Annotated in this window: 19 protein-coding genes; 10 read left to right on the top strand and 9 right to left on the bottom strand. The window is 60.0% G+C overall.

Annotated features, from left to right (window positions below; all coding sequences use genetic code 11):
* Nucleotides 1–179 precede the first annotated feature (179 nt).
* Nucleotides 180–1,457 (top strand): MFS transporter, encoded by a 1,278-nt coding sequence (locus VMU57_RS18520; RefSeq protein WP_325386135.1) that lies wholly within the window; start codon nucleotides 180–182, stop codon nucleotides 1,455–1,457.
* A gap of 7 nt (nucleotides 1,458–1,464) precedes the next feature.
* Here VMU57_RS18520 and VMU57_RS18515 read toward each other — a convergent pair whose 3' ends face one another.
* The 4 genes from VMU57_RS18515 to VMU57_RS18500 form a co-directional block, all read right to left on the bottom strand.
* Nucleotides 1,465–2,250 carry an SDR family NAD(P)-dependent oxidoreductase gene (locus VMU57_RS18515; protein ID WP_325386133.1) on the bottom strand — a complete coding sequence of 262 codons (786 nt, stop codon included), beginning with the start codon at nucleotides 2,248–2,250 and terminating at the stop codon, nucleotides 1,465–1,467.
* A complete protein-coding gene (locus VMU57_RS18510) occupies nucleotides 2,247–3,296 on the bottom strand; it encodes a galactitol-1-phosphate 5-dehydrogenase (RefSeq protein ID WP_325386132.1) in 1,050 nt (349 codons plus the stop codon). The genes VMU57_RS18515 and VMU57_RS18510 overlap by 4 nt, the downstream gene beginning before the upstream one ends.
* 136 nt (nucleotides 3,297–3,432) lie before the next feature.
* Complete coding sequence (locus VMU57_RS18505) at nucleotides 3,433–4,770, bottom strand: replication-associated recombination protein A (RefSeq protein ID WP_325386131.1); 1,338 nt, start codon at nucleotides 4,768–4,770, stop codon at nucleotides 3,433–3,435.
* Complete coding sequence (locus tag VMU57_RS18500; protein WP_325386130.1) at nucleotides 4,767–5,573, bottom strand: RNA methyltransferase; 807 nt, start codon at nucleotides 5,571–5,573, stop codon at nucleotides 4,767–4,769. The genes VMU57_RS18505 and VMU57_RS18500 overlap by 4 nt, the downstream gene beginning before the upstream one ends.
* 150 nt (nucleotides 5,574–5,723) lie before the next feature.
* Here VMU57_RS18500 and VMU57_RS18495 point away from each other — a divergent pair, with 150 nt between their 5' ends.
* Both VMU57_RS18495 and VMU57_RS18490 read left to right on the top strand, forming a co-directional pair.
* Nucleotides 5,724–6,368, top strand: coding sequence for an L-threonylcarbamoyladenylate synthase (locus tag VMU57_RS18495; protein WP_325386129.1), 645 nt, complete (start codon nucleotides 5,724–5,726; stop codon nucleotides 6,366–6,368).
* A gap of 194 nt (nucleotides 6,369–6,562) precedes the next feature.
* Nucleotides 6,563–7,243: a YdcF family protein gene (locus tag VMU57_RS18490; protein WP_325386127.1), complete on the top strand. Its 681-nt coding sequence runs from the start codon at nucleotides 6,563–6,565 to the stop codon at nucleotides 7,241–7,243.
* A 93-nt stretch (nucleotides 7,244–7,336) separates the two neighbouring features.
* Here the strand turns inward: VMU57_RS18490 and VMU57_RS18485 are convergent, their stop codons facing one another.
* Nucleotides 7,337–8,167: a DUF92 domain-containing protein gene (locus tag VMU57_RS18485; protein ID WP_325386125.1), complete on the bottom strand. Its 831-nt coding sequence runs from the start codon at nucleotides 8,165–8,167 to the stop codon at nucleotides 7,337–7,339.
* A gap of 59 nt (nucleotides 8,168–8,226) precedes the next feature.
* Here VMU57_RS18485 and VMU57_RS18480 point away from each other — a divergent pair, with 59 nt between their 5' ends.
* Nucleotides 8,227–9,708 carry a YncE family protein gene (locus tag VMU57_RS18480; RefSeq protein ID WP_325386123.1) on the top strand — a complete coding sequence of 494 codons (1,482 nt, stop codon included), beginning with the start codon at nucleotides 8,227–8,229 and terminating at the stop codon, nucleotides 9,706–9,708.
* Nucleotides 9,709–9,995: 287 nt separating this feature from the next.
* On the opposite strand, the gene VMU57_RS18475 is transcribed toward VMU57_RS18480, so the two are convergent.
* The 3 genes from VMU57_RS18475 to VMU57_RS18465 are packed head-to-tail and all read right to left on the bottom strand — an operon-like array spanning nucleotide 9,996 to nucleotide 11,960.
* Nucleotides 9,996–10,532, bottom strand: a complete 537-nt coding sequence (locus VMU57_RS18475) for a hypothetical protein (RefSeq protein WP_325386121.1) — start codon at nucleotides 10,530–10,532, stop codon at nucleotides 9,996–9,998.
* 19 nt (nucleotides 10,533–10,551) lie between these two features.
* The gene (locus VMU57_RS18470; protein WP_325386119.1) at nucleotides 10,552–11,397 is read right to left on the bottom strand and encodes an anti-sigma factor; all 846 of its coding nucleotides are present in this window, start codon (nucleotides 11,395–11,397) and stop codon (nucleotides 10,552–10,554) included.
* Complete coding sequence (locus VMU57_RS18465) at nucleotides 11,394–11,960, bottom strand: sigma-70 family RNA polymerase sigma factor (protein ID WP_325386117.1); 567 nt, start codon at nucleotides 11,958–11,960, stop codon at nucleotides 11,394–11,396. The genes VMU57_RS18470 and VMU57_RS18465 overlap by 4 nt, the downstream gene beginning before the upstream one ends.
* A 180-nt stretch (nucleotides 11,961–12,140) precedes the next feature.
* Here VMU57_RS18465 and VMU57_RS18460 point away from each other — a divergent pair, with 180 nt between their 5' ends.
* The 6 genes from VMU57_RS18460 to VMU57_RS18435 all read left to right on the top strand — a co-directional run bounded on the left by VMU57_RS18460 (nucleotide 12,141) and on the right by VMU57_RS18435 (nucleotide 18,150).
* Nucleotides 12,141–12,929 carry a TlyA family RNA methyltransferase gene (locus VMU57_RS18460; RefSeq protein ID WP_325386115.1) on the top strand — a complete coding sequence of 263 codons (789 nt, stop codon included), beginning with the start codon at nucleotides 12,141–12,143 and terminating at the stop codon, nucleotides 12,927–12,929.
* 247 nt (nucleotides 12,930–13,176) lie between these two features.
* A complete protein-coding gene (locus tag VMU57_RS18455; RefSeq protein ID WP_325386113.1) occupies nucleotides 13,177–14,223 on the top strand; it encodes a dihydrodipicolinate synthase family protein in 1,047 nt (348 codons plus the stop codon).
* A 37-nt stretch (nucleotides 14,224–14,260) separates the two neighbouring features.
* A complete protein-coding gene (gene kduI, locus VMU57_RS18450; RefSeq protein ID WP_325386111.1) occupies nucleotides 14,261–15,091 on the top strand; it encodes a 5-dehydro-4-deoxy-D-glucuronate isomerase in 831 nt (276 codons plus the stop codon).
* Entirely contained in the window at nucleotides 15,092–16,210 is a 1,119-nt protein-coding gene (locus VMU57_RS18445) for a sugar kinase (RefSeq protein ID WP_325386109.1), read from the top strand.
* Nucleotides 16,211–16,273: 63 nt separating this feature from the next.
* Nucleotides 16,274–16,930, top strand: coding sequence for a bifunctional 4-hydroxy-2-oxoglutarate aldolase/2-dehydro-3-deoxy-phosphogluconate aldolase (gene eda, locus VMU57_RS18440; protein ID WP_325386107.1), 657 nt, complete (start codon nucleotides 16,274–16,276; stop codon nucleotides 16,928–16,930).
* A 140-nt stretch (nucleotides 16,931–17,070) separates the two neighbouring features.
* Entirely contained in the window at nucleotides 17,071–18,150 is a 1,080-nt protein-coding gene (locus VMU57_RS18435; RefSeq protein WP_325386105.1) for a class I SAM-dependent methyltransferase, read from the top strand.
* Between the two features lie 4 nt (nucleotides 18,151–18,154).
* Here VMU57_RS18435 and VMU57_RS18430 read toward each other — a convergent pair.
* Nucleotides 18,155–19,148 (bottom strand): alginate lyase family protein (locus VMU57_RS18430; RefSeq protein ID WP_325386103.1); only part of this gene is annotated, 994 nt, incomplete at its 5' end.

Raw genomic sequence — 19,148 nt, 5'->3', positions numbered from 1 at the left:
TGCATGGCGGGCGGCGCCGCCATGCACCGCATACTTCAAAGAGCAACATCCTCTGCACTCTCTTAATACAGTGGCTTCGAAAGGTATAGGGCCTTTCGTGTAATCTGGGCAGGCTGTTATTCAACCACGATTGGACTGCTCAACTGCAACACACGGTTACATCGATTGAAGAGACCCATGTGCAGCGCCGGCGCTGGCGTATCGCATGGCTGCTGGGCATCGGCGTACTGGTTAACTATTTTGACCGCGTAAATCTTTCGGTCTCGCATCAGGCGCTCATCACCACCTTTGGTATCTCCGCCGTCACCTTCGGATATCTCTCAGGCGCATACAACTGGACCTACGCCATGTTCCAGTTGCCGATTGGCGTGTTGCTCGATAAATTCGGCATCCGCCGCATTGGATTGATCGGGACATTTTTGTGGGGCATCGCTTCCTTCTGCGCGGCCATCACGCCGAACCTGGGAGGCTTCTTCGCGGCACGGCTGCTGCTTGGCGTCGGCGAGGCGCCCACGTTTCCAGCCAATGCAAAGGCCATCGGCTACTGGTTTCCCGAGAGAGAGCGCTGCTTCGCCACCGCCATCTTCGACTCTGCCGCGAAGTTCTCTTCCGCCATCGGCGTACCAATTATCGGCATACTTCTTCTGAAGGTAGGCTGGCGTTGGAGCTTTGCCATCACAGGTCTGGTCAGCTTCATCTACTTTGCTTTTTTCTGGAAGATCTATCGCGATCCAAACGACGATCCTGAACTGAGCGATGCCGAGCGGAGATACATTGCCGACGACGCAGAGCCTGCGATTGCTGATGACACGCAGCATGGCACCGCATCGCTAGGCTTTCTGTTGCGGCAGCGAAAAGTCCTTGCCATGGTGCTGGGCTTCGGCTCGTACAACTATGTCTTTTATCTTCTGCTGACCTGGCTGCCCAGCTATCTCTCCTCCGCTCTGCACATCGATCTGTTGCACTCGTTCCTCTATACCGGAGTGCCGTGGCTGGTTGCGACCGCCGCCGATCTGGTTGTAGGTGGATGGCTGGTAGACAGCTTGATTCATCGCGGATGGAACGCGAATCTGGTTCGCAAGGCCGTTCTCATCGGCGGCACCGCACTGGGCCTCGGCATTATCGGTGCTGCCCATGCGCACACTCCTGCGCGAGCCTTGCTCTGGATCAGCATCTCGATTGGTGGCCTCTCAGCTGCGGCTCCGGTGGGCTGGGCGATTCCGTCATTGATCGCGCCGCGCCACAGCGTCGGCAAGGTTGGCGGCATCATGAATTTTTCGAATCAGATCTCCGGAATTGCCGCGCCAGTCATCACCGGCTACGTAGTCGCGGCAACCCATTCTTTTGCCTGGGCCTTCGGCGTGTCTGCGGTTTATCTGCTTGTTGGCATCGCGGCATACCTTTTTATGCTGGGCAAAATCGAGCCAATACCGTCGGAGCCCCAACCCGCAATATAACCTGCAGCTACACCGTTGCGCGCATGGCCCCGGTCGAGATGCCGCCGTCGATCAGCAGTGTCTGCCCGGTGATGTAACGGCTCGATTCTGCAGCCAGAAAGACCACTGCGCTCTCGAGGTCGCGTGGCTCGCCCGGCCGTTTTACCGGAATACGGTCTTTCAGATATTCGACCCATTGCTCATTCTGGTAGAGCACGGTGTTCTGCTTGGTGTGAAACCAGCCCGGAGCCAGGCAGTTGACCGTAATGCCATGTTTGCCCCAATCATCCGCAAGGCTCATCGTAAGTTGACGAATGCCGCCGCGGCTTGCCCCATAGGGAGCCAGCCCTGCATAGCCGAAGACGCTGGTGACAGAGCCGATATTGATGATGCGGCCATACCCATGCGGAACCATGCGGCGCGCCATCTGCTGCGCGACGAAGAAGCTGCCGCGAAGGTTGGTTTCGAGGATAAGGTTCCAGTCATCCCATGTCACGTCGAGCGCAGGTTTGCGCACATTGCACCCGGCGTTGTTGACGAGAATGTGGATCTGGCCGCACGCTGCTTCTGCTTCCGCCGCCATACGCTCAATGCTGCCCTGATCGCGCACGTCGAGAGCAACCGGCATCGCCTTCCGCCCCATTGCTTCTATCTCGGTTACAAAATCAGAGAGGTCGTCGCGGCTTCTGCTGGTAAGAACCAGATCAGCTCCGGCATGAGCGAGAGCACGGGCAAAAATCTGCCCGAGGCCGCGGCTGGCTCCAGTAACAAGGGCAGTCTGCCCGCTGAGATCAAAGAGAGGATTGGTCATCATTTCGCTGCGCTTTCACGGGGATCAAGAACGATCTTCATCAGGTTAGGCTCACGCGCATACAGCCGCTTGAACCATTCGGGGCCGTCGGTCAAGGGAGCGACGGCGGTAATTAGCGGGCCTACCTTGATCTTTCCGTCGGCAATCAACTGCATCGCCTCGGGGTACTCGCCCGACGAAGCGCAGGAGCCTTGCAGCCGTATCTGTCGAGAGACAACTTTCTGTAAATGAATGGTCACTTGTGGCGTGATATTTCCCACCAGCGTCACCGTACCGCCTTTGCGCACACAGTCAATTGCGGAGCCAACCGTTTCATTGCGGCCCACGGCTTCGAGCACAACATCGACGCCGCGCCCATCGGTAAGCCGCAGTATCTCGTCGAGCAGCTCCGCACCCGAGAGCTGAAGCGTCTTATCGGCTCCAAGGTCAGTCGCAAGCTTCAATCGGGTAGCGTCGATATCCGCGACAAAAACACGAGCGCCGCCAGCCGCACGGGCCGCCTGTAGCAATAGCAATCCGATCATGCCCGCACCAATCACCAGGACACTCTCTCCACCCTTCATCTCGGAGACATGCACCCCATGAAGGGCCACGGAGACGGCCTCAAGCATAGCCGCCTCGGCAAACGACAGCGCAGGCGGCAGCGGATACAAAATGCGCTCAGGAACAGAAACGAACTCTGCGAACGCGCCATGCCGCCTGAACTCTCCGCATGAGACGCCCACGACCTGCCGGTTGTCACAGAGATTGACCTCGCCCTTGCGGCAAAAATCGCACACACCGCAGTAGACGGTCGAATCAAAGGTAACGCGGTCGCCTTTGGCAAACTTGGTGACCGCAGAGCCGACAGCAGTCACCACACCCGCTGCCTCATGCCCCATGACTAACGGCGGAATCCGCCGCCCCGTCGAGCCGTCGTATCCATGCACATCGCTGCCGCAGATGCCGCACGCAGCTACCTGCACAAGAACATCATCGGGGCCGGGAACCGGCGTCGGCATGTCCTGCAGTTCAAGATTTTTGTACTCGGAGAGCAGCAAAGCCTTCATCGTGATTAAGCCTCTCAAATAAAGGTACAACGTTCTTCAACAGATGCGTAGAAGTCTTGGATCCAGCGGCGCCCCAGCCGGTTCGCAGCGGCAAGAGGACCCGCTCGCAGCGTCGCTGAATCAAATTACCGCCGCGCTATTTTCGGTTCGCTGCTTTGATCCGCGCAATCTCATCCATGCGCTGTCCCAGCAGCTTTTCTCGGCCTTGGCCTGTCGGTTGATAGTATCGCCGCCCCGCGAGGCTTGCAGGCAAGCACTCCATATCGGCGACGCGTCCTTCGACATCGTGCGCATATTGATAGTCCTTGCCATAGTCCAGTTCCTTCATCAACTTCGTCGGAGCATTGCGCAGATGCAGCGGTACCGGCTCTGCCGCCGTCGCCTCAAGGTCTGCCTTCACCGCGCCATAGGCCACATATACAGCGTTCGACTTCGGCGCCAGCGCGAGATACACCACCGCCTGCGCCAGTGCCAGCCCACCCTCCGGCTGCCCTAGAAAATGCATGGCGTCTTTGGCCGAGAGGCAAAGATTCAGCGCTTCAGGAGCCGCCAGCCCAATATCTTCGATCGCCATCCGCACGATGCGCCGCGCGCAATACATCGGATCTTCGCCTGCTTCGAGCATTCTCGCCAGCCAGTAAAGAGCCGCGTCCGGATCAGAGTTGCGCACGCTCTTGTGCAGGGCCGAGATAATGTCGTAGTGCTGTTCGCCCTTCTTGTCATACAGCAGCACCCTGCGCTGCATCGCCTCCGATGCAAGTGCCTTGGTGATCGTGCGAACCTTTCGCCCCTCGACAAGCTTCGCGGCCACATCCAGCGCGTTGAGCGCATTGCGTGCATCGCCGCTTGAATATGAGGCAATCGTCGCGAGAGCATCGTCGTCCGCGCTCAATCCAGAACCGCCAAGCCCGCGCTTCTCATCGCTCAAGGCTCGCTGCAACAGAGCGACTATCTGCTCCTCGCCAAGCGCCTGCAGCGTGTAGACGCGGCACCGCGAAAGCAGCGCGGCGATGATCTCAAACGAAGGGTTCTCCGTCGTCGCTCCGATCAGCCTGATCGTGCCGCGTTCGACGTATGGCAGAAACGCGTCCTGCTGCGCCTTGTTGAAGCGATGAATCTCATCGACGAACAGTATGGTGCGCGAGCCGAAGCCCGCAGCCTTCTCCGCCTCCACCATCACCTGCTTGATCTCTTTGATCCCCGACAGCACCGCAGAGAATTCGATGAAGCTCGCCGAAGTCATGTGCGCAATAATCTTCGCCAACGTCGTCTTGCCCGTTCCCGGAGGCCCCCAGAAGATCATCGACGTAGCATCGTCGCCCTCAATGGCCAGCCGCAGCGGCTTTCCCGGCCCCAGCAGGTGCTCCTGCCCGACATACTCATCCAGCGTCTGCGGACGCATCCTCTCCGCCAGCGGAGCCTGCCGCCCATGCGATGCCGCAGCGGAGAGAGGCGAAGCATCGAACAAGCTCATCGTCCGCTCCTCTGCCGCGAAGCTTCATACAGCAGCAACGACCCCGCGATCGCCGCATTTAAACTCTCCACCGGCCCAGGGCAGGGAATGGTCACCCGCGCATCGGCGATCTCCATCCACTCCGTCGCCAACCCTGCGCCCTCATTGCCAATCATCAACGCACATGCCGTAGAGAAGTCCATCTCCTGCGCCGCAATCGTCTCCGAATCATCGAAGCCAACCGTCGCCAGCAGTCTCACTCCCCTCGATTTCAGTGCAGCTATCTCCTCCATCGTTGCCGCAACCACCGGCATGCGAAATACGCTGCCGACGCTCGCCCGTAGAGCCTTCTGGTTCCACGCGCTCACCGTCCCCGGAGTAACCAGCACTCCCGTCGCTCCAAAAGCCTCGGCCGAACGCACCAGCGTCCCCAGATTCCCCGGGTCCTGCAATCCTGCTGCAATCAGAATCAGCGGCGTTCCCCGCAGCACCGCATCCATCGTCGGCACCGGCGGAACAATCAGCGCAGCCACTCCCTGCGGAGACCGTGTCTCGACCACGCTCTCGAAGACCTCGTCTGTCAGCCGCAGCACTTCAACTCCGCGCGGAACGATCCTCGGCACCTCCCGGCGCTCGCTCACGAAGACCGTCTTCAACACCATGCCGCTACGCAGCGCCTCGGCCAGCAGATGGTCGCCCTCGATGGCCACCATGCCTCCGCTCAATCGGGCCTGACCGGCAAACGCCGCACGCAACTGCTTGACGCGGCCATTGGCGCGGCTGGAGACGACGGTAGCGGCGGCGGTCTTTTCGAAGAAGTGCATCAGGCAAATCTTACGCTGTTCGCCCTCCTCGCTGAACTGAAGCGAGCTTCCATGACGAAGAAGGCAATGCTGGTATTCTGATGCAGGTTTGCCGCTTTTTATGTTGCCTTACCACCCTGGGCAGTTGAACCCGGGCAAAGGAGCCAGATTTTGACGGCGCAGACACTTCGCATCCATCCCGACGAGCCTGAACCGGAGCTCATCAATCAGGTCGTCAGCAATCTGTATCGTGGCAACGTCGTCGCTCTGCCAACCGACACCTTTTACGGCCTCGCCGTCGATCCGGTCAACCTCAAGGCCGTGGACCGTATCTACGAGCTCAAGACCCGCGCCCGTCACAAGCCGCTCTCTCTGCTCATCGCCGAGGTCGCGCAGGCATACGAGATCGCTCGCCAGCTCGACTCGGCATTCGACCGCCTTGCAGAAAGATTCTGGCCCGGTCCTCTCACCATCGTCGTGAAGGCTGGCTCCAAGCTTCCACTCCGCGTCACCGCCAACACCGGCAACGTTGCGCTGCGCGTACCCGAGGCGGCCATCTCGCGCGCCGTCGTCGCCCGGCTCGGTTTGCCGATCACCGCAACCTCGGCCAATCTCCACGGCTATCCCGAGTGCACCTATGCCAACAGCGTGCTCGAGCAGCTAGGCGACAAGATCCCGCTGATTGTAGACGGCGGCCCCACCGCCCGCGCGGTCCCAACCACCATCGTTGACCTCTCCGGCGGCGGCAACTCGTGGATGATCCTCCGCGAAGGCGCAATCCCTACCCATGAGATCGCCTTGGCGCTACAACGCTGAGAAGCGTGCAAAAACAAAAATAATTTAAATCTCAAACAGCCCGTCGTCTCGACCGGAAGCGAAGGGGAGAGCCCCTGTATGTTGCCGTTGCCTGTTCTGTATCAAACTCCTCCGAAAGTCACCGGCGAACACCGTTAGAGACAAAGCATCTTCCCATCCAGCCCCATCTCCCGTAGACTCATCTTTCATTCACGATGACGGCTTCCCCCTCCAACTTACGTCGCGCGCGCCGCTCCTCTGCAGGCGGCAGTTTCTTTCGGCGGTTCCTCGGCGTCATTCTTCTGGTGGGCCTCATCTGGTTTGCCTGGGTCTATCAGCAGATCTCGCAGGTTGCCGCCGAAGACCAGGCGCAACCCGCCGACGCCATCGCCGTCTTCGGCGCGGCAGAGTACTCCGGCCATCCCTCGCCTGTGCTTCACGCCCGCCTCGACCACGCCGTCGAGCTCTACCGCAAGCAGATCGCTCCCCTGGTCATCACTCTCGGCGGAGGCGGCGATAAAGATTCAGGCCACACCGAAGGCGGCGTCGGTCGCGACTATCTTCTCGCCAACGGCATCCCCTTCGGCAACATCATCGCTGAAACCCGATCTACCGATACCGAGCAGCAGGTCCACCGGCTCGCCGCCATCGCCAGCGAAAACAATCTCAAGACGATCGTCGTCGTCAGCGACGGCACCCATCTCTTCCGCATCCGCGAACTCTGTCACGGTGTCGGCCTGCATGTCTATACCTCGCCACGCCCCATGCTTGGACACATCAGCAACTACGATCTCGCCACGCGCTACTTTCACGAGATGCTCAGCTATACGGCCTGGCGCTTCCACGCCGACCCGGCCTGGCTGCATAGCTGGCTCGAAGGCAAATCCGAACTCTAGCCTGGCACTTGTCGCTTTCCTTCTACCCAAATGCCCCGGCATCTCGACCGAAGCGTAATGGAGAGACCCTGTATTTCGCCGTCGCTCGTCTCCTCAAATCAAAAGCCATCCCACCGCAATTAACGCCGCAAACAGCGTCGAGCTGAAGTTCACCAGATCGTTCCCCATCCATCCGCGCCGTTCCACCGTCGCCCCGAGCAAGCTGTCTACGCCCAGTCCCGCACAAGCTGCAGCAAACACCAACAAGGCCTGCGGAGCCTGAAGCGCACCATGTATCCCGCCCACAGCCACCACCACCGAGGCAGCCAGCACTCCGGCCACCGTCCCCGCCGCGCTCACGCCGCCATCGGTGCCCGCCGCAACTCTCTTCCAGGTTGTAATCATCCACGCCCGTCCGCCGATCGCCTGCCCGATCTCCGACGACACCGTATCGGCGGCTGCCTCAGCCAGTGCGGCGATGCAGCCCGCATGCCACCCCGCCGAGGCGCAGAGTCCCGCCACGCCAAGATTGGCCACGATCTGCGAAGCCCGCCGACCGCCCCGCCGTTCGGCCAGCTTTTTCAGCTCTTTCTTTGTTCGGCCAAACCGCGTCGCCGCAAACGTCAGTACGAACAGCGCAATCAGCGCCGTCAATGCTGCTGCATTCATTCCGGTTCCAGCCTGCCGCGGCTCTGCCAGCACCATACAGATCATCAGCCCAATCGCCGCTGCGGGCCGTGTCGCCGCCCTCAGCAGCCACACCAGCACCGCGAAGCCCACGCTCAACAGCAGCGGCAACGCCGATGACGCCGGCGAGTGTCCCCGGAACGCCGCATTAAGCGGCGGCCACACCGCTCCCAGTGCCAGTAGTGGAGTGATAATCCACACCAGCACCCTGCTCTGCCACCCGTTTCGTCCTGCTAGGGTCATCTTTTGCGGTTCCATTCTCTGCATTTCCTCCCTCGGCAACAGTCACACGCTCCCCGTTGATTTACAATCAGACCTTGAGCATAGCCAACACCAGCATCACGGCGGGAGTAGTTTTGCATTCAGCAAGAATCGACTCAGAAGCAAACACACAGCCACACGGACAGCACCTTACCCGGTCTGTATCGCGGTTCGCACTCCGGTTCGCTCTGGTAGCGGCCGTATCGGCGTCCCTTCTCGGGTGCGGCAACACCTATCGACCGGTGGTCACTGCCATCAATCCAGTCGGCCCTGCCAGTCAACCAACTAAGTATGCGGTTGCCATCTCCTCCACAGGCGCAAGCACCCCCGGTCTGGCGACGTTCGTCGACTTTTCGGGCGATACCGTGCTCATCACCGCCAGCATCGGGGTAGACCCATACTTTCTGGCTCTGAGCTCCGACGGAACCACGGCCTACACGCTTAACCGCGACACCACGGTTAATAGCTTCGACATTTCGACCCAGTTGTTGAGCACCGATGTCAACCAGACCACGCTGCTCTCCGGCGCCAACCCATCCAGCATCCTGCCGCTGGGCACGCATACTTATGCCGTAGAGCCAGGACGGTCTGCGATTGCCGATCTCACCGGAGCGCCGCCCAAGCTTAATCAGGAGTTCGGCCCCGTCACCAATGGGACCTATGTCGTCGGCATTAACGGCGCGCCTCGCGTTTATGCTCTCGGAGCCGACAGCTCGGGTAATGGTCAGGCCTTCACCCTTGAAACCGCGACCAACACCTTTGAGCCGACGCCCATCGCGGTAGGCAAAAACCCTGTCTACGGCGTCATGACGGCGGATGCAAGGCGCGTCTTCGTCATGAACAAGGGTGACGGCACGGTCAGCGTCATCAACGCCCAGACCAACCTGCCCGATACCATCCCCGGCACCGGCCTAAGCTACATTCCAGTCGGCACCGCACCGCTCTGGGCCGACTTCGCGCCCACCCGCAACGAGCTGATCGTCGCCAATGCAGGCGACGGCACCACGCCGGGTACGGTCAGCATCATCAGCATCCCGCTCTGCTCGGTCACCTCGCTGCCCACGAACCCGAACTGCGATCCCAACAACCCTGTTGACTCGACTCAATTCGGCACCGTCCTCGCGACGGTTCCGGTCGGTATCAACCCGGTCATGGTCACCGTGCTGCAGGATGGCACCCGAGCCTACGTTGCCAACGCCGGAGACCCCAGCCTTCCCTGTGCAGCTACGGCTGTCGCGGGTGTAAGCACGGTCTGCTCGGTCTCGGTGATCAACCTGACCTCGAACACCGTCACCGCAACCATCACCGGTCTGCCTGATACCGGGACGACCGGAGCCACCTGCACCACGGCAAGCCCCAAGACCATCTGCGGCCACCCAGGCTGGATCGCTGCCACCACAGGAACGCCTACCGGAAAGGTCTACATAACCTCCCTCGATTCGAGCAACCTGTCGATCGTCCGCACCGATACCGACTCGGTCAGCACGATTGTTCCGCTTCAGGGCAAGGGCGTAGCCGTCCGCATGACCGCTCCGTAACCTCGGCTGTTCGAACTTAGTTCCATTGGCTGCCTCTGCGATTTAGAGGCAGCCAATTTTCATTTAACCCCACCCTGCCACTTCCATCATCTAGCGCCGAGGTCTTCACTGAGCCGCAAAGCCCTGCTCTTGCCGCAACTTTGCCCTTGCCTTGCCCTTTGTATTTGCACCGGCCGCTGGATACGCCAAGGCTTCGGCCTTGGCTCTCTCAACCCAGGTGGTGCTTCAGGCCCTGAGGCGTACCGTCGTTCAGACCAACAAGAAGCCTCCCTACTTCAGAATCTGAGTCAGCGGCTTGCCCTGAACCTTCGGCAGCACGAATGCAGCAGCCGAGCGATCGTCGGAGTGACATCGAGATTTGGAAACGCCGGAATCTCTCCGATTGGCTTAATTCCCGATCCTTCGGCGATAAAGCTTGCCTGCATTAACGGATCGCTGTTCGGATATCCATGCGCACCCACCTCTTTGGTCGGCGTCACATACTCGCCCGTAGCACCATCGTCGAAGGCATAACCGTTGGCCGCAGAGAGCAGCGGGTCGGGAGCCTGATCGCTCTGCGCCAGTGTAGGCCAGCCTTGCTTCGCCGCCTCCTCGGGAGTCAGCGCGGCCAGGACGCCGGGCTTGCCGCTAAACAGCGATTTAAGCCTCGCCCGTGACGCCGCCGTGGCATGCTGCTGATAGACCAGCGCGATCCGCCGTCCGGCATGCAGAAGGTGTCGTTGTCCGCAGCCGCTCCCTGAAGTCGCGCTTACGCTAACAGCACATTCGGGTGCGCCTCCTGGTGAACGCTCTGCTGGCCCTGGCTGATTTAAAACGTCACCCAACACCAAGTCTCAGCCGAGCTCAGGCACCGACCATGATGATCGGCAATGTCGGCGTCTGTGACCCGCCTTCGTTTTCGATGGTCACACCGAAGGCCTTCGCCTGCACGCCCTTGGGCAGCGGCGGCATCATAATGCTGGCATAGCCACGCTGATCCGGCTGGAAGGTACCAGCTGGAATCGGACTGCTGCCGTTGGCCGGAATCAGCCACAGCTCATAGACCTTGGCAGGTTCCAGCGCTGGCATGTTGTTGGCCTGAAAGATCAGCACTCCTTTATCCGCCACATACGTGGCCCGCGCCTGCGGCACTGGTGCTGTCTGCGCCTTTGTAAGCGTAACCCGCAAGGCGCTGGGGTCGGTGATCGTTGCCATCACCTCGCGAGCTGTAGCGGCATCGGTCGTCAGTTGCGCGATCTGGTCCTTCTGCTCGGCAACGGAGCCCTGCAGGGCAGCGCGCTGCATATAGAAGCTGCCCGCCGTCACCGTCATCCCGGCAGCCAGCGCCCAGCCCAGCCAGGGAAAGATCCTGCCGGCAAATCCGCGCGGCGGTAGATCGTCTTCAGTCAGCGAGCTGCGTCCGCCAAAACCGCGCACCGGAAGCGCCGGTTCCGCCGCGGTCTCAATAGGAATAACTTTTTTCTCGTGCGCTACCTGCTTCAGCAACCGCTCTCTGGCGCTGGCTGGCGGAGCCTGCATCTCGACCGTATGGGCGTAGACAGCGAGGTCGCCCTGCACCTCGGCGAGTTCGTGGAGGCACTCGGGGCAGCTCTCAACATGCGTGCTGACAATCGCGGCATCTTCCTTCGAGAGAAGCTGCATGGCAAACAACACCAGATCGTCGCGTTCAATATGTCCGGTTGTGTTCATGCCGTGAATGCCTTTCTCAACGTCGAGAGCCCGCTGCGAATTCTTGTCTTTACCGTGCCCAGCGGATCGCCCGTCATCTCGGCGATCTCGGAGTGGGTGAGGCCATCGAAAAATGCCATCTCCAGGGTCTTGCGCTGCTCCATCGGCAGCAGCTGGATGACGCCGCGTGCCCTCTCTACCATCATCTCGCGTTCTGCCTCATTGGCTAGATTGTAGTTCGACGCGAGAGCAATATCATCGACGCATTCCGTAGGCCGCTTCCTGCGCAGGGTGTCGATGGACCGGTTGCGCGAAACCACCGCGAGCCAGCCGCCGAGACTTCCGCGGGTTGCAATAAAACCATCAGGACTACGCCAGATTTGCATGAACACTTCCTGTAAAACATCCTCCGCCGCGGCCGGGTCGCGAAGCACGCGCATCGCGACCGAATACACCACCTTCGAGTAGCGGTCGAACAGCGACGCCATCGCGTACTCGTCGCCCCGCTGTACCAGCGCAAGCAGGGCGGCATCGTCCTGGGTGGATAGTGGCGGCGTATTGACGATGCCCGTCTCTCTATACATCAAACGCACCTGTGCCCGGAATAGATTGCCCCAGAATCAAATATCTGTGGCTCGTCAGGCAACTCGCCGCTTGTAGGGAGTAAGGCATCATTCCAAATGCAACTTTACTCGAAATCTGGTCGCAGTAGTGGTTCATTCGTGACTCCCGCTCAACATGTACCTTATTCATAGATGCAAAAAATGCCTGACACCACGAAACCGCGCACCGAAAAGCTACGCCTGGACAAACTGCTGGTCGATCTGGGCCACGCCGCCTCGCGCGAGCGGGCGCAGGCGCTCATCCTCGCGGGCCGCGTGCTGGTCGAGGAGCAGCGCGTCGACAAGCCGGGAACAGCCGTTCGCAGCGAGGCCGCCATTCGCCTGCTTGGCTCCGATCTCAAGTACGTCAGCCGCGGCGGCCTCAAGCTGGAAAAGGCGCTCGCGCATTGGAACATCCATCTCATCGGTCTGGCCTGTGTCGATATCGGCGCCTCCACCGGAGGCTTTACCGACTGCATGTTGCAAAGCGGTGCAGCCGGCGTCATCGCCGTCGACACCGGCTATGGCCAGATCGCACAGAAGCTCCGAGACGATTCCCGTGTGTCTCTACGCGAGCGCACCAACGCTCGCCTGCTGACCGAAGGCGAGTTGCTGGGAGACGGCCCCGTCCCCGCCTTCCTCTCCATGGATGTCTCCTTCATCTCGGTCACGCTGGTCCTTCCCGCAGTGCTGGACGCGCTCTCGACGGCATCCAGTCGATGGAAGGGCGAGCTGGTGATCCTGGTGAAACCCCAGTTCGAGGCGGGAAGAGTCAACGTAGGCAAGGGTGGAATCGTTCGCGACGCCGGAGCACGGCAGCAGGCAGTCGAGCGCGTTCGCGAGTGCGTGATCGAGCAGCGAGGCAGCAGTATCGAGGTCATCGATTCGCCGATTCTCGGCATGGAAGGGAACCACGAATATCTGCTCCACGCCCGTTTCGGAGAACAATAAAGGAACTCTCCAACCACAAACCCACGTCATCGCAGCCAAGCCCTCGCCACAAAAGCACGCCGTCTCTCCACTGCCGCTTCGACTATGCTCAGGGCCGTCGAGATGACGCGCCTCGTTCAAACTCAAGTTCGGCTTCACCAGGGGGCGCTATCGCGAACTGGCCAAGAACCTCAACCTCCACCCCGGGGTCTTATCAATAGCAATGACTTGTACCTGGATGGTGATACAAACTCGCTAGAATAGAGACATGCTGCTTGAAGGCCTCCATCTCCCTCTGACCACGCCGTTTTATCCCGATGGCCGGTTGAACCTCCACAAACTCGAACAGAATGTGGCTGCTTACTCGAAGACTCCGGTCTCGGCCATCGCTGTGCTGAGCCGGAACGGCGAGCCCACGATGCTCTCCGACGAGGAGACGCGACAGACTCTGCGGGCTGCCGTCGAAGCCGCTGCTCCTGAGAAGGTCATGCTCGCGGGAGTCTCACGCGACAGCGTTCGCGAGACCGTTGCCATCGCCGACCAGGCCGCGGCGCTTGCTTACGACGCTGTGCTGGTTGCGCCCCCGTCATTGCTGCAGGCGGCAGACTCTGCACGCCAATCGAAAGAGTTGCTGATCTACTTTCAAGCTATCGCCGATCGCGCGGCGTTGCCCATCGTCCTTGATGGGACAGCAGTGGCGCTGCCGGTGGAGATGGTGATCGAGCTTGCGGCCCATCCGCGGATTCTTGGCCTGGTCGATGGTCAGCCAACTGCTGAACGCATCGCGCACCTGAAGCAGGCGACGGCTGGTATCAAGCGCGAAGTTACCGTAACCCCGGTCTTTGCGGCGGTGACGGGACGAATGCAGACCTCGCAGGAGGCCGCGTCGATGCTCTCGGTCAAGACGCTGGTCGGCGGCGGACCGGCGCTTACGGTGCTTCCGGCTGCTCCGACGATCAAGACTCGCACCAAGGTTGTAGGCTTCCAGATTCTTTCTGGGAAGACGTCCAGCATGCTCGATGCTTTGCTTGCAGGGGCAGTAGGGGCGATGCCCGCATTTGCCGCGTGCGCTCCTCAGGCCACCTACGAGGTGATCGCCGCGTGGAAGGATGGCGACCGCGCGCTCGCCGAGGAGAAGCAGGAGCGATTGCAGTCTGCGGCACGGTATCTCGAAGAGGAGATTGGTGTTGCCGCTATCAAGTTCGGCTGCGACCTGAATGGATACTTCGGTGGTCTGCCTCGTCTGCCGCTTTTGCCGCCAGGTGGCGAAGATCGCACACAAATTGAGTTGTTGCTGCAAGGTCTGCGCAACTGAACTTTATACTGGTTGAGTTGAAATAAGGAGAGATGCAATGAGGCTGTATCAAATGGCGGACGCCGTCCGGTACGAGATGATGAATACCGACGAGCTGCGTGAGACGTTTCTGCTGGAAGGGCTCTTCCAGCCCGGCGAGATCGAGTTGGCGTATGTCGATCTTGACCGCACGGTCATCGGCTCCGCTGTGCCGACCAAGGGTGCCCTGAAGCTTGAAACCCAGCCTGAGCTTCGTGCCGATTACTTTCTGGAGCGCCGTGAACTGGGCGTGCTCAACGTGGGCGGAGCCGGCACGGTTACGGTGGACGGCAAGACCTTCGACCTCGACAAGCTCGACTGTCTCTATGTAGGCCGCGGCTCGAAGGAAGTCTCCTTCACCAGCAAGGACACTGGGAATCCTGCCAATTTTTATCTTCTGAGCTACCCCGCGCATGCCGAATATCCTACGGCGATGGTGAAGTTCGCGGACCTCAAGGGGCTTGAACTTGGCAGCTTTGAGACATGCAACAAGCGCACCATCTACAAGGCCATCTACAAAGAGGGAATCAAGAGCTGCCAGCTCGTCATGGGCTTCACCCTGCTTGCCTCGGGCAGCAACTGGAACACCATGCCCGCGCACACCCACATGCGCCGCAGCGAAGTCTACTTCTACTTCGACGTCGATCCCGCGCACCGCGTCTTTCACCTGATGGGGCCTGCGGATGCGACCAGCCACCTGGTGATCGCCGACAAGGAAGTGGTGGTCTCTCCGGGTTGGTCGATCCACGCCGGAGTCGGCACAAAGAACTACGGTTTCTGCTGGGGGATGGGCGGAGAGAACCAGGCATACGACGATATGGATGCCCTAACCATTGCGGAGCTTCGATAAATGGCAGCAGCAACATCAGCAAAGACTCTCGTTCTTCGCTCGAAGGATGAATGCAAGTGGGACCTGGTCAGCCTCGGCGAAGTGATGCTCCGTCTCGATCCGGGCGATGTGCGCGTCGCCACGGCGCGCCAGTTCAACGTGTGGGAGGGCGGCGGCGAGTACAACGTAGCTCGCGGCTTGCGACGCTGCTTTGGCCTCAAGACCTCCATCGTCACTGCGCTGGCCGACAACCCGGTAGGCCGCTTGCTCGAAGACCTGATGCTGCAGGGCGGAGTGGATCAATCGCATGTTCTCTGGACGAAGTACGACGGTGTTGGCCGCACGACACGCAACGGCTTGAACTTCACCGAGCGCGGCTTCGGCGTTCGCGCGGCGCTGGGCTGCTCTGATCGCGGCAACACCGCGGTCAGCCAGTTGAAGCCGGGGCAGATTGACTGGGACGAGATTTTCGGCAAAGAAGGCGCGCGCTGGCTGCACACGGGCGGCATCTTCTGCGCGCTCTCGGAGACGACGCCCGAGGTCGCCAAAGAGGCAATGATCGCGGCGCGCAAGCACGGCACCATCATCAGCTACGACCTCAACTACCGCGACTCACTATGGAAGTCGATTGGCGGCAAGGCTCGCGCCACCGAGGTGAATCGCGAGTTGGCGAGCTACGTCGATGTGATGATCGGCAACGAAGAGGACTTCACCGCAGCACTGGGCTTTGAGATCGAAGGCGCAGGCGAAGACCTTGCCGAACTCGACACCGGCAGCTTTCGCCGCATGATCGAGAAGGCAGTCACGAAGTTCCCCAACTTCAAAGCAGTGGGAACGACACTGCGCCACGCGAAGACGGCCACCGTGAATGATTGGGGCGCTGTCTGCTACTACGACGGGGCCTTTCACGAGGCGCGTCCCATGCCCGATCTCGAGATCTTCGACCGCGTAGGCGGCGGCGACTCCTTCGCCTCGGGCTTGATCTACGGCTTTCTTAATGAAAAGGGCGCGGATTGGGCCGTCAACTGCGGCTGCGCTCATGGTGCGCTCGCCATGACCACACCAGGCGACACCACCATGGCGACCTTCGACGAAGTGCAGCGAGTGATGAAGGGCAGCGGCGCCAGGGTGCAGCGATAGAGATTTTGCCACAAGAATTTTAGAGACGACTTGAGCCTGCAATTCAGGAGAAAGAATTAGGAAATGCGTAAAGAAGAAGTATTGAAATCACTTCGTGGAATCGGTCTGGTGCCGGTGCTTCGCGCGGAATCTGTAGACAAGGCACTTGCGCTTGCTGAAGCCATCGCCGCCGGCGGCGTCACTGTGCTCGAAATTACCATGACTGTTCCGGGCGCGATTCAAGTGATGCGCAAATTGGCCGAGCAGCGCCCTGACATTCTGATCGGGGCAGGAACCGTGCTCGACGCTGAAACGGCGCGCATGTGCATTCTTGAAGGCGCCAAGTTCGTCGTCAGCCCTGCACTTAATCTTCAGACCATCGAGATGTGCCACCGCTACTCTGTCGCTGTTCTTCCCGGAGCGCTTACACCGACTGAGATCGTCACTGCATGGCAGGCTGGAGCGGACGTGGTCAAGGTCTTCCCGGCAAGCGCCATGGGCGGAGCCAAGTACCTCACCGCCCTCAAAGGACCTCTGCCACAGGTTGACCTGATTCCCACTGGTGGCGTCTCGCTTGCCACCGCGGCGGAGTTCCTCAACGCAGGAGCCTTTGCCCTTGGTGTAGGCTCCGACCTAGTGGATGCGAAAGCGATGGCCGCTGGCAAGCCAGAGGTCGTCACCGAGACCGCTCGCAAGTATCTTGCCATCGTCAATGAACACCGCGCCGCCAAAAATGCCTGAGTCAATGCTTAGCGGAGGCGATGACTGCACGTTTTCGCCTCCGCAAAAGCCCTGAGACGGTACGCTGGAAGTTTTCTCGGGAATCTGCTTGTCAGTCGTCGCAGAGAAGGTCTAAGATTCGCAGCCAAAGGAGACCGGTCATGGGACCCCTTGCTACTCCTGCTGTAATCGACGAAGCCAAACTTCACGCATTTATGCACCGCGCTGTAGGCGACATGGGCGCGGCCATGCACGCCGTTCTCATTGTGCTGGGCGACAGGCTCGGTCTGTATAAAGCTATGGGCGACGGCAAGCCTATTACTCCTGCAGAACTTGCCTCGCGCACCGGAACCAGCGAACGCTACGTTCGCGAGTGGCTCAACGCCAACGCTGCCAGCGGCTACATTACCTATGACGCAGACACGCAAAGATATACGCTGCCACCCGAACAAGCCCTGGCGCTCGCAGTAGAGAACAGTCCGGCCTTTCTGCCAGGCGCATTTCAGATCATATCCTCCTGCTTCAACGATCAGGCCAAGATCGAGAACGCCTTTCGCTCCGGCAAAGGTGTGGGTTGGCATGAGCATCATCACGATTTATTTCACGGAACTGAGCGTTTCTTTCGCCCCGGCTACATCGCTAACCTCACCTCGCAGTGGATTCCAGCGCTGAGTGGAGTCGAGGCAAAGCTCAAGCAGGGAGCGAAGGTTGCCGACATTGGCTGCGGTCTTGGAGCGTCAACGATCCTGATGGCAAAGGCATTTCCAAAGTCAGAGTTTTACGGCTTCGACTATCACGGCAAATCCATCGATCTGGCTCGTCAAGAGGCGAAGCGCGAAGCGGTGGAAGACCACTTGCACTTCGAGGCGGCAACCGCGAAGGACTATCCGGGGCAGGAGTATGATTTCGTCGCCTGCTTCGACTGTCTTCACGACATGGGCGACCCGGTAGGAGCAGCAGCCCATGTTCGTTCAACCATGAAAGACGATGGCACGTGGATGATCGTCGAGCCATTTGCTGAAGATGCGACGGAGGCCAACCTCAACCCCATTGGCCGCGTCTTCTATTCAGCCTCCACTCTGCTCTGTGTTCCTGCCTCGATCTCGCAAGAGGTGGGTCTTGCGCTGGGAGCACAGGCTGGCGAAAAACGAATCGGCGAAGTTGTTCGCGCGGGAGGCTTCACGCGCTTCCGCCGCGCCACGCAGACACAGTTCAACCTGGTGTTTGAGGCAAGGCCGTAGCCGATTACGGCTTTGGTCGTGTGATCCAAAGCAGCGGCTGGCGAATTGGAAAAGTGCGCTGAAGTTCAGCAATCTCCGTATCTGCGGGTAGCGTCTTCCAAAGGTCGGCGTACTCTGGCCGCGTATAAGCTCGTGCGCAGAACAGCAGGCTGGGCTGGCGCAGCGGCAAATCGTCGAAGTGCGCAGCGTCCGCCGGGTAGGGCCACGCGCCCTTGTTTTTGATAAACGGAAAGTGCCGCGCAATGGTGGCCCGCATTCCCGGGCCATCCTGCAGGTCGTACTCCCATACGCTGTCGAAGGGCGTGTAAAGCAGCAGGCAAATCGCTGCAAGCATGTCGAGGTTGAACAGCGAAAGCCGATAGGGATTCGGTGTAGACAGTTCATGCGGAAACACCCCGTCGGCGTTAATCTGCGCACGAATCGTCACCGACTTATAACGATGGCGCAACTCTCCGAGCGGTGTGTCATCGGCATTTGGCAAAAGCGCAAGACGCAGGCGCATGAACGCGGTTGTCTGCAACAGCCACGAGCTTCCGTGATGGCCCTTCTGGTCGCGTGCAAGCCCGGCGAGCTGTGAGTCGTTGAGCCAATCGAAGTACGCTCCGAACCATTTGGTCACGCCGTCTGCATCGTTTTTCGTAAAAGATTCTGCGTTGGCGAGGAAGGGAATTGCCTGCGCTACCTCCGCTAGATGAACTGTCTCCACAATGCCTTCAAAGCGCCCTGTCTTCGCAGGAAGAACAACGCTTGCAAACACGAGGCTACGCGTCATGCTCGTAGCCGGGTCGACGAACCATGCGCGCAGATGCCGCACGGCCGCCTCCGCATAGCGCTCTTCTTTTGTCAGCAGATATGCCGCCACCAGCGCAGCGACCCAGATGCTGAGGTCGAGCAGAGCATCGCGGTGCGCTGTGAATGCCGCGGGATTTGCTGAGCCTTTGCGTTCGAGATACATCCCATCTGGCTTTGCTGGGTCGGGCCAGTAGTCTTCCGCTTCT

The sequence above is a fragment of the Edaphobacter sp. genome (genome assembly GCF_035532915.1).
In the GTDB taxonomy this organism is placed as follows: domain Bacteria; phylum Acidobacteriota; class Terriglobia; order Terriglobales; family Acidobacteriaceae; genus Edaphobacter.
Note: the sequence above shows the minus strand (reverse complement) of the source record. Positions and strands in the feature narration are given on the sequence as shown.